Consider the following 14,000-nt stretch of genomic DNA (forward strand, 5'->3'; position numbering starts at 1 on the left):
TGGCTCCTGCGGCGATGATCAGCGCCCAGAGCGCAACTCATCCTCCAACTGCTGCAACTTCTTCGCCATCTCCTGCGGCCCAGCCCCAGCCAGACTGATCCATCCGGACTTGTCCACCCCGAACAGGATCCGCCCTTCCTCCATATCCGCCCACCCCGGCGGATTCTCGTTACGCCGCCGCTTCCCGCGACTGTCCCGGACCGCGACGTACAACCGTCCGAAATACGTATGCGGCTTATCGAGCCACTGCAACACTTGCTTGGCGTCCCGAATGCTCGGACTCGTCCGTCCAGACGGTTGTCCGCCGCTTTCGACCAGGTTCAGGTCCTCGTCGGAACAGTTAAGCGAGAGCACCCGCGCCGCCGGAGCCTCCGGCAGCAACGCGATGAACTCACGAACCAACGTATCCGCCGAACACGGTGCGATGTACAGCTTCTGGCTCACCGCAACAACAGTCGCCGCGTCCCGGCCGCTCGCCGCCGCGCGTACGGTTCGTTCTCCGCGCTCCGATTTGACCCACGAGTAGTACTCAATGCCCGGCCGCTGCAGCAAATGCATCGTCTCGACGAACTCGTCGCTCAGCCGTCCGCGTTGCATCAGACCGGAATTGTGCAGCTCGCGATCGGTGTCAGCAGCCAGCTGCCGCCGCTCGTCCGGTGAGTACCAGAGCGCACCGCGGACCAGCGTCGGGTGGATGTCGCCGAGATTCAGCCGCTCCAGCAGTACCTCGAAGGTCTGCAGGCTCAGCTCAACGGGCTTGCGCAGCACCGACTTTCCCTCCCCCTAGCCATTCCCGCTAAGCCCCGATAACCGGCGGCGTAGGCCGATTGCCGTCATAACCCCCGAAAATCGAATCCGGGTCCTCTTCGGCGAGCAGAATCTTGCGCTGGTGCTCTTCGTCCTCGGGCCCTTTTCCGCCCTTGCCGCCACCACCCATGCCGCCCATTCCGGCCTGGCCCTTCGCTCCAGCCGCACCCGCACTGCCACCCATGGCGGGTCGACCCGCACTCTCGCCGAGCGCTCCGGCACCGGTGCCACCACCTACACCTCGGGGTCCGGCACCGCCCGCGCTGCCCGCACCACCGGAACCGGATCCCGACCCGCCTGGGCCGAAACCGCCACCACCGCCGCTAGTAGGCCCGAAACCACCGAGCCCGCCGACCGGCCCGAACGCACCGTTCATGCCACCGTTCCCGGTGTTCCCACCCCCAGGCAGGCTGGACGGCGGCTGCCAAGTGGGCGGCGGCGAAGGCGGCGTGGGATCAGCCCAAGCCGCCCGGGTGCTGTCATTCGGCGGCGACACGGGCGGGGCCACGGGCCCGCCATGCCCAGGTGGCGGTGGTACTGGCATGCCCGCCGCCCCAGGAGGCGCGGAGTAAGTGCTCGGCCCGCTGCTGTAGCTATGCGACGGCCCGCCGCCGTAGTTGTGAGACGAACCGCCACCGGACGAGTGGTGTCCAGCACCCGATCCGGCTCGTCCGCTGGAGGTCCCGGTCCCTGAGTCTGTGGGGTTTATTCCGCCAGCTGACACGTTCGGGTCGTGAGCTGACGGATAGTCTGCAGGGAGGAACGAGATCCGCGGATTTGTCGAGACCTCGTAGTTGGTGTACTGCTCGACATTGAACTTCGTGTCAGAATCGAACTTCGCCGCGGCTTTTTCGTCGTCGCTGGCACCGATGGAAACGTAATCGGAGAGCTTCTGGTCGTCTGGGCGCGAGTCAGCGACCTGGCGTACTGAGTTCTTCGTCGTTGTGAACGACGACGACTGGTCTGCCATCGACTGCTGGGTTCGATCGAGGTTTTGCGCCGCGGTCTGAGACGCCTGGATGAGGGGGTTCAGACCCTGCTTGGCACCGTCGGCCGCGGTTCCCTTCCAGAAGGAGTCGAGTGCCTTCTGGCTGTTGGCCAGCATTTTTCCGAGATTCTCGTGCACACCTTTGAGCTCTTCGGCGGCAGCGCGGCTGGAGTCCAGGCTCGACGTGTCTCCCGGATTGTGCATCAGCTTGTAGATATCTGCACCGGTGTACGCCATGTCATTTCGCCTTGAGGCTGGTGATGACTGCGGATGCCAGCTTGGTCGCCAGCGCGCACGGATCGGAGACGTGCGGATTTCCGGGCCGCAACTGCGTGTTGACAGCGTAGGCCAACCGGTCGTTGACGCCGACAGCCAGAGCGCAAGCGCCTTCGCCATTCAGACCGATGTCGTACACGACCGCCGGGTAGCCCTGGATCGCTGGCTGGACCTCGAACTTCTTCAGTCCGCCCACGGCGTTCCTCTGATACAGGCCTTGCAGGCCGTTCGCGCCGCTGGCGAGCCCTCCGTTGAGGGAACCAGTTCCGTCGGCGAAGATCCAGCCACAACTGATGCCGGCTGGCGTAGTGTCGACTGCTGTCGTACGCACCTTGCCGCCGATCTTCTCGACCTCGCTGGTCGGCACTGCGGAACACGGGTCCTTTTCCGCGGCGGAGGTGTTCGTGATGGGATCGGCGATCTTCGGCGGAGCGCTGGCGCTGCTGCCGGTGCCGGGAGAAGAGGGCGACGCGGGAGACGGGGTGCCCTGGTTGCCGTTGCAAGCCGAGAGCAGGAGCGCCGCGGCGGTGCCGACGATGACCGAAATCGTTGCTTTAGCGGTGTTCATCAGGCAGATTCCCAGTCTTCCGTAGATCTTCCATGGCGTTGTGGTCCTGATTTACGTATGCGGTCCGAACCTTTTTCAGCGTGTCGAGGTAGGACGTGACGTAGTCCACTGCTCCCTTGATGAACTCGTTGTGCGCGACCACAGTCTTCACGACCGCTGAAACATAGTTGGTGCTTACGTTCTCGCCGCCTGGAGGCGTCATAAGGGCCATCATCTGACCGTGGTTTTGCGCCTTGCGGAAGTCGCCGTCCAGGCTGTCCTCGAGCTCCTGGATGACCTTGTCCATCGCCTCGGGATTGAAGGTCCAACTGCCGTTGCCTGCCGCGGCCGCGAAGTCTGCTTTCGCCTGGTTGGCCCCCAGCGTTATGTAGTCCGGAGGTTGGCCGGTCGTGACCGTTTGCCCGGTCGCGCCCAGCGGCAGGGGCGGGCTTCCTGGCGGAGGCGGCTGGTTCGGTGCGATGGCGTCCTTGAGGACAGCCTGGGGGTCCCCGTTCGTTCCGTCTGGCATGTCGTGCCTCCCCGCACGGGCCGCGGCTTCCTGGGTGCGGCCTACCCTCTGTTCTTGATCAGCTCCGGGACGTGACCATAGCAGGCACGAACCGCCCACGAGGGGATGTTCGGGCAAGATCGTCCGGGTGCCGTGAATCGATCACGTAGTCGTCCGCGCGCGCAAAGTGACCAACCATCAGCACGAACACGCACTACTCCACCCGGCCCCTTGCTCATCCGCCGTTGATCCGATTCCCTGAGGGCCGACGATCGTGGGGAGAAGGGGCTCGTGCCGACCGATACGACCTTGCCGCCGCTTGATCCGTTTGCCGGGGTTCCCGACAAACGGTACGAGGTGAAGGCCGCGGACCTGCTCAAACCTGGTACCAGTGGCATCCTCCGCTGGAGACGGCAGGCCACGAACGCGCCGATCGTCCAGGTCGAGGACGCCTACATCACCGGCACGCTCGACCTCCGCGCCGCCGACCTCAATTTTCTCTTTCAATTCGAGCGCTGCCGCTTCGAGCATCCGCCGGACGTGCGTGAGGCGACGCTTCTCGGGCTCGTTTTCCGCAAATGCTGGCTTCCCGGACTAAGGGCGCGCAATTTGCGCAGCCGGAATGACGTGCGGCTGGTTCGCAGTGTCGTGGAAATCGCGGCGGATCAATTCGAGCTCGAGACCACGACCGTGCAGCGCGGGGACGATCGTGAGCGCGGGATGCCCAATGCGGCGGTCAATCTCACCGACGCGGTGATCGACGGGTCCGTCGTGCTCACCAGGACGACCATCAGTCATCCGCACGGCAAGGCGATTCAGGGCGACCGCCTGGTGATTACCGGTGCGCTGCTGGCATATCGGATGGTCGCCAAGGGCGAGGTGCGGCTGCCGGGCATGCGGACCGGCGGTAACGTCAACTTCTCGGGGGCCACGTTCGACAATCCGGATGGCTTCGCGTTCAACGGGAACGGGTTGCACATCGGCGGCAGTCTGCTGTGCGAGGTCGACAACTACGGGCCTGCCAGTGAGCGGAAAAGGTTCTCCGCCAAGGGTGTTCTCTATCTTCCCAGCGCCACTGTGGACAGTGACATCGTCATGCGCGAGGCGCGGCTTCAGGTCGATCAGCGCGGGCCGATAGCTGTGGACGCTTGGAAATCCGGGGATCCGTACCTTGATCCGCGACCGGCGTTGGTCGCGGACCGGCTCAAAGTGGACGGAAATCTCGAACTGTCCGACGGGCTAAGGGCATTCGGCACGCTACGCATGGTCAACGCGCGCATCGGCGGGTCGCTCAGGCTCGCGGGCGCGGAGATCACCATGGTGCGCGGCCGCGCGACGCCGTACTACGACCGCGCGCTGCACCTCGACGGGTCCACGATCGGCGGTGACATCGAGGCCACCAATCTCCGGGTGCCGATCGGGCAGTTGCGGCTCGCGGACGTCACGGTCGGTGGCAACTTCCTCGCCTGGAATTCGATGTTCCTCCACCCAGGGCGTGACGTGTTTTCCGCCCGGAGAGCCAAAATCTCCGGCAATTTCCAGCTGACCGACGCCACCTTGCAGGGCACACTCAGACTGCAAGGCGCGGAAATCGGCGGCAGCGTGAACATGTTCGGCACGTTGCTCACCGAGCCAGGGCAACGGAAATCGAGCAGTTTCTCCCTTGACATCCGCACCGCGCGGATCGGCCGCGACGTCGTCCTGACTGAGGACAAGGACCGTCCGTTCCTGGCTGAGGGCGGTGTGAATCTCGACGGGGCGCAGATCGCCCGGCGGCTCGACATGAACGGCGCGAAGCTCGGATCTCTTGCCCCGCACGACATCGCGCTCGACGCCAGTGACGTCACCGCGGACGAGTTCGTCCTGTCCCCCGCCGAGCCGCCGACAGGATCGGTACGTCTCCGCCGGGCGCATTGCGGCGCACTGGCCGACAACGAGGAGATCTGGAAAGCCACCGACGGCCTCGAACTCGAAGACTTCCGTTACGACGCACTGAAACACGGCATCGCCCTCGACGATGACAACGCACTAGATCACCGGATCGACCTGCTCCGCAAGGCAATGCGCGGCTACCGCCCAGGACCGTACGACCAGCTGGCCGCGACCCTGCGCGCAGCCGGAAACGAAGAGCACGCCTCGACGGTCGCCCTGCGGAAGCAGCAGTTCCGCTACGAAGCGCTCGCCAAGGGCTTCAAGTTCTTCGGCCCCGGCGTCCGCCTGTGGAGCTGGCTCCAACGTTCGATGGTCGGCTACGGCTTCCGCCCGGTGCGCGCGCTCGGCTGGCTGCTCACCCTCCTGGTGCTCGGCAGCCTGTGGTTCGGCCTTGGCAAGGACGACTGCGTCAACGACCACACCGGCCGCTACATGACCAGCGGCCCGCGTTGCCTCGTCAACCAGCAAGACTCCGGGCTGCAGTGGAATCCGGTCATCTACACCGCCGACCTGCTGGTGCCGATCGTCGACTTCGGCAACAAGTCGCGCTGGTACATGCACGGCGCCGACAACTGGGTGGCGGCCGGGTTCACCGCGTCCGGCTGGATCCTCGCGACCACGGTCGCGGCGGGTGTCAGCCGAATGCTGCGCCGGGAGTCTTGAGTTTTTGGCTGTGTCTTTGGCGCCGGCTCCGCCGTCGCGTGCGGGATCGCCTTTAAGTCGGCGTCTGGCGGGAACGACGCACCCGGCCCGGGGGGCCGTGCACGCCGCTCCCGCCAGACGCCGACGCGATCCCGCGTTTGGGTCGGGTTGGGTGGTGGTCTTTGGCCGGTTTGGGTCAAACCAGGTTCGACGCCGACTTGACCCGAACGGCGGGGCCGTCGCCATCAAACACTACTCATTCCACGAACCGTGACCAGAATTCCACGGTCCGGACGCCCGCTGGTTCCTCTCCCAGCGGCTCCCCACCGAACTCGTGCCGCAGGTAGCTGCGCAGGTCCCAGCCGTAATAGACCACATCGGTCTGATACACCGACAAGACCGGATACCCGGACTCTCCAGGCGTCGCGGGCAGATACCGATGCCCGCATACCGGCACCAGCTGCGGCACCGTCGCCAGGTGTCGTCGCGCGACTGCCAGCGCGTTGCACATCGACCGCGGCCGGGTGCCCCATTCGGGTAGCCACAGGTCGTTGTTCTCCACGTCGTACAGGACGCCGTCGACTGGCCAGTCGAGGCGTTTGCGCAGCTGGTCCGGGTCGCCGTGGCGCCAATCCGGCCAGCGGTCGCCGATCGGGACGCCCGCGGTGAGGAAAATCCGGTGATCGTCGGAAAAGGCGAAGCCGAACTGGTCCTCGACGTCGCTCAGTTCGGCGGGCGTGAGGCCAGGCCGCAAGGGCTCGCCGAGATTCTGCTGCAGGATGCGGGCCTCCTCCACGGTGAAGGCTTCGGCCGGCTGAACGGGTGCCATGCCCGAAGCGTACGTAGCGCCCGGCCGCGTCCGCGCGCCCTTTTTTGCCCGGAATGGGCTCCCTCGCCGGGGTGAGGTTCTTCTCTCCGGCCGTGGTTGACGGAACACCGAGTGACCGGATGTAGTTCACTCCTCCCGTGACTTCCTCACCGCAAGCCCGGCAAGCTCGCGTACGCGCGCCCGAGCTGACCGGCGACGTCTGGCTCAACACCGGCGGACGCCGGCTCACTCTGGCGGAACTGCGCGGACGCGTGGTGCTGCTGGACTTCTGGACCAGCGGCTGCATCAACTGCCTGCACGTTCTCGACGAACTGCGTCCGCTGGAACAGGAATTCGCGGATGTCCTGGTCACGGTGGGGGTGCACTCGCCGAAGTTCAGCCGCGAGGGCGAGCGCACGTCGATCGAGGCCGCGGTGCGCCGGTACGAGGTGCACCATCCCGTGGTCAACGACCCGAAGATGGAGCTGTGGTCGCAGTACGCCGTGCGGGCGTGGCCGACGCTGGTCGTCGTGGACCCTGAGGGGTACGTCGTGCACGTCGCGGCCGGTGAGGGCCACGGCGAGGCGCTACGCCGCGTGATCGCCGACCTCGTCGCCAAGCACGAGGCGAAGGGCACGCTCCGGCGCGGCGGCAGCCCGTACGTGCCGGTCGAGGAGCAGCGCACCGAACTGCGGTTCCCCAGCAAGGCCGTCGTCACCGCTGGTGGCCGGGTTCTGGTGGCCGACACCGGACATCACTCGATCGTCGAGTTCGCTTCCGACGGCGAAACGGTCATCCGCCGCTTCGGCAGCGGCGTGCGCGGGACGCAGGACGGGCCGTTCGACCTGGCCCAGTTCGCCGAACCGGCCGGGATCGCCTTGCTGCCCAACGAAGTCGCCGAGCGCGCCGGGTACCACGCGATCGTCGCCGACACCGCCGGGCACCGCCTGCGCGGCCTGGACCTCAACACCGGCGAGGTGAAAACCGTTGCCGGAACCGGGAAACAGTGGCGCGACGGCACCGACACCGGCAAAGCGCTGGACATCGACCTCACCAGCCCGTGGGACGTCACGTGGTGGGCCCCCTCGGGCGGTGTCGTCGTCGCGATGGCCGGAAACCACACGCTGAGCGTGTTCGACCCGGCCTCGGGCACCATCCGCCGGTTCGCCGGCACCACCGTCGAGGGCCTGCGCGACGGCGACGTGCACGAGGCGTTCTTCGCCCAGCCGTCCGGATTCGCCGTGGACGGGCAGAAACTGTGGTTCGTCGACGCGGAAACCTCGGCCCTGCGCTGGATCGAACCGGCGGGCGAGTCGTTCGCCGTGCACACCGCGGTCGGCACGGACCTGTTCACCTTCGGCCACGCGGACGGCCCGTCCGACCAGGCGCTGCTGCAGCATCCGCTCGGGCTCGCCGTGCTGTCCGACGGCCGGGTCGCGATCGCCGACACCTACAACGGCGCGATCCGCCGCTATGACCCGTTCACCCGCGACGTCACGACGCTCGCGACCGGGTTCGCCGAACCGCAAGGACTGGTGCGCCACGACGGCGAGCTGTACGTCGTGGAGTCGGCGGGCAACCGGGTTACCCCGCTCGGGGGCAATGGCCAGGCGACCGCCGTCGCAGGCAAGCGCCAAGCCGTACAGCGTCCGCCGACGGTGCTCACGCCCGGCGAGGTCGAGTTTTCCGTCGTCTTCACCCCGCCGCCCGGCGAAAAGCTCGACGAGCGCTACGGGCCGTCGACGCGGCTGGAGATCACCGCGTCGCCGCCGGAACTGCTCGCCGACGGAGCCGGGGTCGGAACTGACCTCGTGCGGCGTATCAAGTTCGCCGAGGGCGCGACCGAAGGTGTGTTGCAGGTAGTGGCGCAGGCCGCGAGCTGCGACGACGGCGGCGAGCACCCGGCGTGCCGGATCACCCGGCAGGACTGGGGCGTCCCGGTGCGTTTCGAGAGCGGAGGAGGGAAGGCGCTGAGCCTGATGATGGCGGGCGAGCCCAAGGCTCCGGCAACCGGTCAGTAGCATGGCCGGCGTGCCGGACACGCCGAAGCTCGAGATCCAGATGCTGCACGACCGCGTCCTCGTGCGGTTGTCGCAGGAGGAAGGCGAGCGTCGCAGCAGCGGCGGCATCGTGATTCCCGCCACCGCGCAAGTCGCGCGCAGGCTGGTTTGGGGTGATGTACTGGGTGTCGGCAACAGCGTGCGGAACGTCAAGCACGGCGACCGGGTGCTCTTCAATCCGGAGGACCAGCTCGAGGTCGAGATCCAGGGCGAAGGCCACCTGGTGATGCGCGAACGCGACATCCACGCGGTGGCCACGGAGCGGACCGAACACGGCACGGGGCTGTACCTGTAGCTCCCGTACCAGGGGAGGCAGGCGTTGCGTGAAGAAGACCGTTCGTCGGCTTTCGCCGACGACCTGCTGAGCGACGAGCTGCTGGACGACCCCGCGCTGGCCAGCGAATCCGATCTGGCCACGGAGATCTTCGCGGTGGCCGACGCGCCCCCGCCGCCGGACACGCCCTTCCGCCGTTTCCGCAAACGTGTCGGCCGCACGTTCATGATCGTCGGCTGTCTGCTCGGGCTGTTCGTGCTGCTCTACACGATCGACCTGATGACCAGCGCCGGCGACGTGCCGCGCGGCGTGCAGGTGGCGGGCATCGACGTCGGCGACCTGTCCTACGCCGAGGCCGAAGCCAAGCTGCACAGCGAACTCCAGCCCCGGCTGACCCGTCCGGTGGCGATCCACGCCGGTGACGTCACCGGGACGCTCGTGCCCGCGGATTCCGGGCTCGGCCTCGATTGGCCGGGCACGCTCGCCCAGGCCGGGCACCAGCCGTGGAGTCCGGTCACGCGGCTGCTGTCGTTCTTCACCACCCGCGAGGTGGGCGTCGTGACGCGCAGCGACCAGCTCGAGGTGACCGATGCGGTACAGCAGCTCGCTGGGAAGCAGCTCAACCATCCGCTGGTCGAGGGCAGCATCGGGTTCACGCCGAAGGAATCGGACGGCGTCACCGCGTACGCGGTCGAGCCGCGGCAAGGTCAGGAGCTGGCCGACGTCCCGGCCGCCGTGCAAACCGTGGTGGCGGACTGGCTTTCGCCGCGCGGGGTCACGCTGAAGATGGCCGTGACGCCGGCCAAGACCACCTCCGCCGACGTGCACCGCTTGCTGGACACCGTGGTCGCGCCCGCCGTCGCCTCGCCGGTCGTACTGCACGGGCAGGGCAAGGACAGCACGTTGCAGCCGTCGGCGATCGCGTCGTCGTTCCAGTTCCAGCCGAACGGAGGCGGCGGTCTCGAACTGCGGATCGATCAGGAGAAACTGCGCAAGGCCGTCCAGCCGGACCTGGTGTCCACCGAGACCAACAGCAAGGACGCGCAGATCAGCCTCGACTCCGGCGTCCCGGCCGTCACGCCGTCGGAAGACGGGCGAAAGATCAACTGGGCCAACACTTTCAAATCCCTCACCGACGTGCTCGCGAAGCCGTCCGGCCGCGATCTGCCGGTCGCCTACGACCAGAAACACCCGACGCTGACCACCGACGGCGCGAACGCGCTGGGCGTCAAGGAGGTCATCGGCGAGTACACCACCGGCGGGCTCAGCGGCCCGGCCGCGGACAACGTCGCCACGCTCGCCGGACGCATCAACGGCGTCATCGTGAAACCGGGAGAATCGTTCAGCCTCAACGACTATCGCGGCGGCGGTTACGCGTCCGCGCCGGTCGACGAGGACGGCACCGGCCCGGCGGTATCCGGCGGCGGCCTGTCGCAGCTTTCGTCCACTTTGTACAACGCGGCTTACCTGGCCGGCCTCGGCGACGGCGGCCACGCGGCGCACGACCACTTCATCAACCGCTACCCGGCGGGCCGCGACGCGGTGGCGGTGGACAGCTCGGGCAACGCCGTGGACCTCAAGCTGGCCAACAACGATCCGACCGGATTCGCGATCCAGGCGAGCGCCAGCGGCGGGTCGGTGACAGTGAAGATCTGGGGTACCAAGCACTTCCGGGTCGAAGGCCGCAGCGGCGCGCCGTCGAATCAGGTGTCGCCGCCGGTGCAGCTCGGGCCTGGTCCGGACGGCCAGTGTCACGCCTCGCCGGGCGCGTCCGGGTTCACGGTCAGCGACACCCGGGTGTTCTACGACCTGGCCAGCGGCGGTGAGGTCCGCGAGGAAAGCCGCAGCACGACGTACTCGCCGCAGCCGATCGTCATTTGCTGAGCCGGGCCGGGGCTTTCGACCGCCACGACTCGGTGAGCAGTTCCCGCAGCTGCTGCGGATCGACGCGGTCGAGGTCCACGAGGATCGAGCCGTGGCCGTCGTAGTGCGGCGTGGTGAAGAACGCCGGATCACCTGAGGCGAGCAGCGCGGCCTTCTCGTCGAGGCCGACGAACAGCACCAGCCCGCCCTCGGCCTCGCTGCGCAGCCGCGCGTAACCCTTGCCCGCCACCTTCAGCGCGGGCGTGCGGTACCAGGTCGCCACCTCGGTCTCGGCCAGCTCCTCCTGCGCCCACGCGGTCACGTCGTCCCAGGTCATCGTCATGCCGACCATCGTGCCCCGCCTCCGCCGCGCTGTCTTGGAGAAACGAGAGGAGCCCCCGCCCTGGGTGGGCGAGGGCTCCTTGCTGAGCTGCTGACTTACTGAGTTACGGAGTCGCGGTGATCCGGTCCGCGGGCGGCGGAGCGATGCCCGGGTGCGCGCCGAGGTAGGCGATGAACGCGTCCAGGTCCACCGGTCCGCCCGCCAGGTCGGTGCCCTTCTTGAACTCGGTGAACCCGTCTCCGCCGGCGGCGAGGAAGTTGTTCACCGACACCCGGTACTTGGCCGCCGGGTCGACCGCCGTGCCGTTGACCGTGATGTTCGAAACCCGCGAACCGACCGGAGCGGCCGCCGAATACGTGTAGTGCAGCGACTTCGAGATCTGCAGGATCTTGGTGCCGCCCGGCTGGCCCCACTGCTGTTCCAGCACGTTCTTCAGGTTCGCGCCGGTGAGCGTGATCGTCTGCATGATGTTCGAGAACGGCTGCACGGTGAACGCCTCGCCGTAGGTCACGACGCCGTCGCCTTCACCGGCCGACGACGACTTGTACGTCAGGTCGGCGCGGATGCCGCCCGGGTTCGTCATCGCGATCACGGCGTTGTTGGACTTGGTCCCTTCGAGCTGAGCGTCGGCGATCACGTCGCCGAGCGGCGATTCGCCGGACGGCCCGCCCGCCGCGGGCAGGTCCGCGGTAATGGTGCCGACCTGCTTGTTCGCGATCGGCGCGGCCTTCGTCTTGGCCTCGTCGACGAGCTTCGTCACGGCCGGGTCCGGCGTGACGTCGCGGGTGACGATCTCGTTGTGCGCCTTGGTCTGCGACCGGACGACGTCGCGTGTGCGGCGGTCGATCTTCAGGTCCACCACCGACAGCAGCCGCCCGAACGACGCGCCCTGGATCACCGGACGCGGCTGGCCGGCCGGGTCGTTGATGACGCAGTTGTACTGCTGGTGGCTGTGCGCGGTGAAGATCGCGTCGACCTTCGGCGTCACGTTCTTCGCGATGGTCGCCGCAGCACCGTCCGGCTGGACCTTGCAGTCGTTCGGACCCGCGCCGGGCAAAGCCTCGTCGCCCTGGTGCAGCAGCACGACCTGGGCCTTCACACCGAGCCGGTCGAGGATGTTCGCGGTGCGGTTGATCGCCTCGACCTCGTCGCCGAACTTGAGGCCCTTGATGGCTTCCGGCGTCACGACCGACGGGAGGTCCTTGAGCGTCGCCCCGATGACCCCGACCGGAACGCCGCCGGAGTACTGGATGCTGAACGGCAGCAGCGCGGGCAGTCCGTTGTCGAAGTACACATTGGACCCGAGCAGCGGGAAGCGCGCGCCGTCGTAGCTCTTGCGGAACTGGCAGCCGTCGGTCTTGTTGCAGCCGCCGAACTGCATGCGCAGCAGTTCCTGGTAGCCCTCGTCGAACTCGTGGTTGCCCACCACGGACGCCTTCACGCCGAGTTCGTTGAGGAAGTCCATGGTCGGTTCGTCGTGGAACAGCGCCGAGATCACCGGCGACGCGCCGATGTTGTCGCCCGAGGACAGCACCATCGAATTGCGCACCTGCGCTTCGAGTTGCTTGACGTGCGTCGCGAGGTAGGCCGCGCCGCCCGCGTCCACCTTGGACCCGTCCGGGAGCGTGATCCGGCCGCTCGACCCCGACGGCGGTTCGAGGTTCCCGTGCAGGTCGTTGAACGCGATGATCCGGACATCAGCGGTCTGTGCGGCCTCGGCGGGCGCGCTCGTGACGGCCACGGTGGCCAATGCGGCCGCGGCGGTGGCCGCGAGCCGGGTGAAGAGCTTCATGTTTCCTCCGGTGTTCGCGCCCGCTTGACCCCTGATGCGGACGCCCGGCGAAGCAGTCTGCCCAAATCGGACGGTCCTGACCAGGGCAGAACGGTCGGTAGCAGAGGAAAGTTTCGGTAACGTTCGCCCCCCGTCCGCCGATCTGTGCGTTGGGTGCCGAGGGGGACAAATGGAACTCAAGCTCGTCGTGCTGGTGCTCGGCGTGGTCGTTTTGCTGATCGCCGGCACCGTCTTCGCGGCCTGGCGCTCGGAGCGGGCGGAACGGGACGACGAACCGCCCTCGCGCGAGCGCTGACCGATCGGTCGGCGAGCACTCGGCCATCTGGCCGACCCGTGGTCCAGACCGTCCGGCTCTTCGACCGAAGTGCGCGCGCGGGAAGATCCATAGCGTTCTGGGTATGACGAACGCACAGGTCACCGCCCTGCAGTACGGGTTCATCGGGTTCCTCGCCGTATGGGCGACGATCCTGATCCCGCAGCTCGTACTCCAGTTCGCGCGCCACGGCCGTTTGCGGCTGCGCAGCCTGGTGACCACGGCGGCGGTCGTGTTCTACGCGTGCATGGCGCTGGCGGTCGTCTTCCTGCCGCTGCCCGGCCCGAACAGCAGGCGGCTCGAGCAGACCGTGCAACTGGAGCCGTTCCAGTGGATCGCGGACATCCACACCGAACTGGTAAAGCACGGCCTCTCGGCGGCGGACTGGTTCACCACACAGACCTTCCAGCAGGCCGCGATGAACGTGCTCCTGTTCGTCCCGCTCGGCTTCTTCGCCCGGGTGCTGTGGCGCCGCGGCCTGGTAGGCGCGGTGGCGATCGGTTTCGCGGCCTCACTGGCCGTCGAGATCACCCAGCTCACCGCGAACTTCGGGACCGCGCCGTTCGTCTACCGGATTTTCGACGTCGACGACCTCATGACCAACACGGTCGGGGCCGGATTCGGCTGGCTGGCCGGTGCGCTGCTGCTCGCCCTCCGGCCGATCTCTTCAACCCTCCGCGTGGAGCCTGCCCGGAGCGAGCGGATCGACCTCGCCAAGACGCGCTAACCGGGCTCGTCTCGCGATCGCGGCTTGGCGCGCCGCGCGGCGGTCTTCCAGGATCACGATCAGCGAGGCTATGGCGATGATCAGTGCTACTAGGCCGAGCACTAGCCATAGTTGCATGTG

The 14,000-nt window shown here is 67.3% G+C and carries 13 protein-coding genes; 6 read left to right on the forward strand and 7 right to left on the reverse strand.

Going from position 1 to position 14,000, the window contains the following annotated elements:
- Positions 1–18: 18 nt before the first annotated feature.
- Genes AB5I40_RS27505 through AB5I40_RS27520 form a run of 4 tightly spaced genes read right to left on the reverse strand, consistent with a single transcriptional unit; the run spans position 19 to position 3,147 of the window.
- Positions 19–768 carry an ESX secretion-associated protein EspG gene (locus tag AB5I40_RS27505; protein WP_370932953.1) on the reverse strand — a complete coding sequence of 250 codons (750 nt, stop codon included), beginning with the start codon at positions 766–768 and terminating at the stop codon, positions 19–21.
- Between the two features lie 28 nt (positions 769–796).
- Positions 797–2,032, reverse strand: coding sequence for a WXG100 family type VII secretion target (locus AB5I40_RS27510; protein ID WP_370932955.1), 1,236 nt, complete (start codon positions 2,030–2,032; stop codon positions 797–799).
- Between the two features lies 1 nt (position 2,033).
- Entirely contained in the window at positions 2,034–2,639 is a 606-nt protein-coding gene (locus AB5I40_RS27515) for a DUF3558 domain-containing protein (RefSeq protein WP_370932956.1), read from the reverse strand.
- Positions 2,626–3,147 carry a hypothetical protein gene (locus tag AB5I40_RS27520; RefSeq protein ID WP_370932958.1) on the reverse strand — a complete coding sequence of 174 codons (522 nt, stop codon included), beginning with the start codon at positions 3,145–3,147 and terminating at the stop codon, positions 2,626–2,628. Before AB5I40_RS27520 ends, AB5I40_RS27515 begins: the two co-directional genes overlap by 14 nt.
- A gap of 270 nt (positions 3,148–3,417) precedes the next feature.
- Here AB5I40_RS27520 and AB5I40_RS27525 point away from each other — a divergent pair, with 270 nt between their 5' ends.
- Entirely contained in the window at positions 3,418–5,721 is a 2,304-nt protein-coding gene (locus tag AB5I40_RS27525; protein ID WP_370932959.1) for an oxidoreductase, read from the forward strand.
- A 235-nt stretch (positions 5,722–5,956) separates the two neighbouring features.
- Here AB5I40_RS27525 and AB5I40_RS27530 read toward each other — a convergent pair whose 3' ends face one another.
- Complete coding sequence (locus AB5I40_RS27530) at positions 5,957–6,529, reverse strand: hypothetical protein (protein ID WP_370932961.1); 573 nt, start codon at positions 6,527–6,529, stop codon at positions 5,957–5,959.
- A gap of 137 nt (positions 6,530–6,666) precedes the next feature.
- Here AB5I40_RS27530 and AB5I40_RS27535 point away from each other — a divergent pair, with 137 nt between their 5' ends.
- From AB5I40_RS27535 to AB5I40_RS27545, 3 genes are read left to right on the forward strand one after another with little or no spacing between them, the layout of a single operon-like run.
- On the forward strand, positions 6,667–8,529 hold the full coding sequence (locus tag AB5I40_RS27535; protein ID WP_370932962.1) for a thioredoxin-like domain-containing protein: 1,863 nt from the start codon (positions 6,667–6,669) through the stop codon (positions 8,527–8,529).
- Position 8,530: 1 nt separating this feature from the next.
- Positions 8,531–8,863 (forward strand): co-chaperone GroES, encoded by a 333-nt coding sequence (locus tag AB5I40_RS27540; protein WP_116199430.1) that lies wholly within the window; start codon positions 8,531–8,533, stop codon positions 8,861–8,863.
- Between the two features lie 24 nt (positions 8,864–8,887).
- Entirely contained in the window at positions 8,888–10,726 is a 1,839-nt protein-coding gene (locus AB5I40_RS27545; protein WP_370932964.1) for a VanW family protein, read from the forward strand.
- On the opposite strand, the gene AB5I40_RS27550 is transcribed toward AB5I40_RS27545, so the two are convergent.
- Together AB5I40_RS27550 and AB5I40_RS27555 are read right to left on the reverse strand one after the other, a co-directional pair.
- On the reverse strand, positions 10,716–11,057 hold the full coding sequence (locus tag AB5I40_RS27550) for an MmcQ/YjbR family DNA-binding protein (RefSeq protein WP_370932965.1): 342 nt from the start codon (positions 11,055–11,057) through the stop codon (positions 10,716–10,718). The two genes, AB5I40_RS27545 and AB5I40_RS27550, sit on opposite strands and share 11 nt — an antisense overlap.
- Positions 11,058–11,151: 94 nt before the next feature.
- Entirely contained in the window at positions 11,152–12,840 is a 1,689-nt protein-coding gene (locus AB5I40_RS27555) for a bifunctional UDP-sugar hydrolase/5'-nucleotidase (protein ID WP_370932967.1), read from the reverse strand.
- Between the two features lie 169 nt (positions 12,841–13,009).
- On the opposite strand from AB5I40_RS27555, the gene AB5I40_RS27560 reads away from it, so the two are divergent.
- Both AB5I40_RS27560 and AB5I40_RS27565 read left to right on the forward strand, forming a co-directional pair.
- A complete protein-coding gene (locus AB5I40_RS27560) occupies positions 13,010–13,135 on the forward strand; it encodes a hypothetical protein (protein WP_370932968.1) in 126 nt (41 codons plus the stop codon).
- A 103-nt stretch (positions 13,136–13,238) separates the two neighbouring features.
- A complete protein-coding gene (locus AB5I40_RS27565) occupies positions 13,239–13,880 on the forward strand; it encodes a VanZ family protein (RefSeq protein ID WP_370932969.1) in 642 nt (213 codons plus the stop codon).
- Positions 13,881–14,000 lie beyond the last annotated feature (120 nt).

Origin of the sequence: Amycolatopsis sp. cg13 (assembly GCF_041346965.1) — a bacterium.
Lineage (GTDB): Bacteria > Actinomycetota > Actinomycetes > Mycobacteriales > Pseudonocardiaceae > Amycolatopsis.

What these genes read in the sequence shown, in the direction of transcription:
- AB5I40_RS27510 (WP_370932955.1), bottom strand. Translation starts at nt 2,032, where the DNA reads ATGGCGTACACCGGTGCAGATATCTACAAGCTGATGCACAATCCGGGA.
- AB5I40_RS27515 (WP_370932956.1), bottom strand. Translation starts at nt 2,639, where the DNA reads ATGAACACCGCTAAAGCAACGATTTCGGTCATCGTCGGCACCGCCGCG.
- AB5I40_RS27520 (WP_370932958.1), bottom strand. Translation starts at nt 3,147, where the DNA reads ATGCCAGACGGAACGAACGGGGACCCCCAGGCTGTCCTCAAGGACGCC.
- AB5I40_RS27530 (WP_370932961.1), bottom strand. Translation starts at nt 6,529, where the DNA reads ATGGCACCCGTTCAGCCGGCCGAAGCCTTCACCGTGGAGGAGGCCCGC.
- AB5I40_RS27540 (WP_116199430.1), top strand. Translation starts at nt 8,531, where the DNA reads ATGGCCGGCGTGCCGGACACGCCGAAGCTCGAGATCCAGATGCTGCAC.
- AB5I40_RS27550 (WP_370932965.1), bottom strand. Translation starts at nt 11,057, where the DNA reads ATGGTCGGCATGACGATGACCTGGGACGACGTGACCGCGTGGGCGCAG.
- AB5I40_RS27555 (WP_370932967.1), bottom strand. Translation starts at nt 12,840, where the DNA reads ATGAAGCTCTTCACCCGGCTCGCGGCCACCGCCGCGGCCGCATTGGCC.
- AB5I40_RS27560 (WP_370932968.1), top strand. Translation starts at nt 13,010, where the DNA reads ATGGAACTCAAGCTCGTCGTGCTGGTGCTCGGCGTGGTCGTTTTGCTG.
- AB5I40_RS27565 (WP_370932969.1), top strand. Translation starts at nt 13,239, where the DNA reads ATGACGAACGCACAGGTCACCGCCCTGCAGTACGGGTTCATCGGGTTC.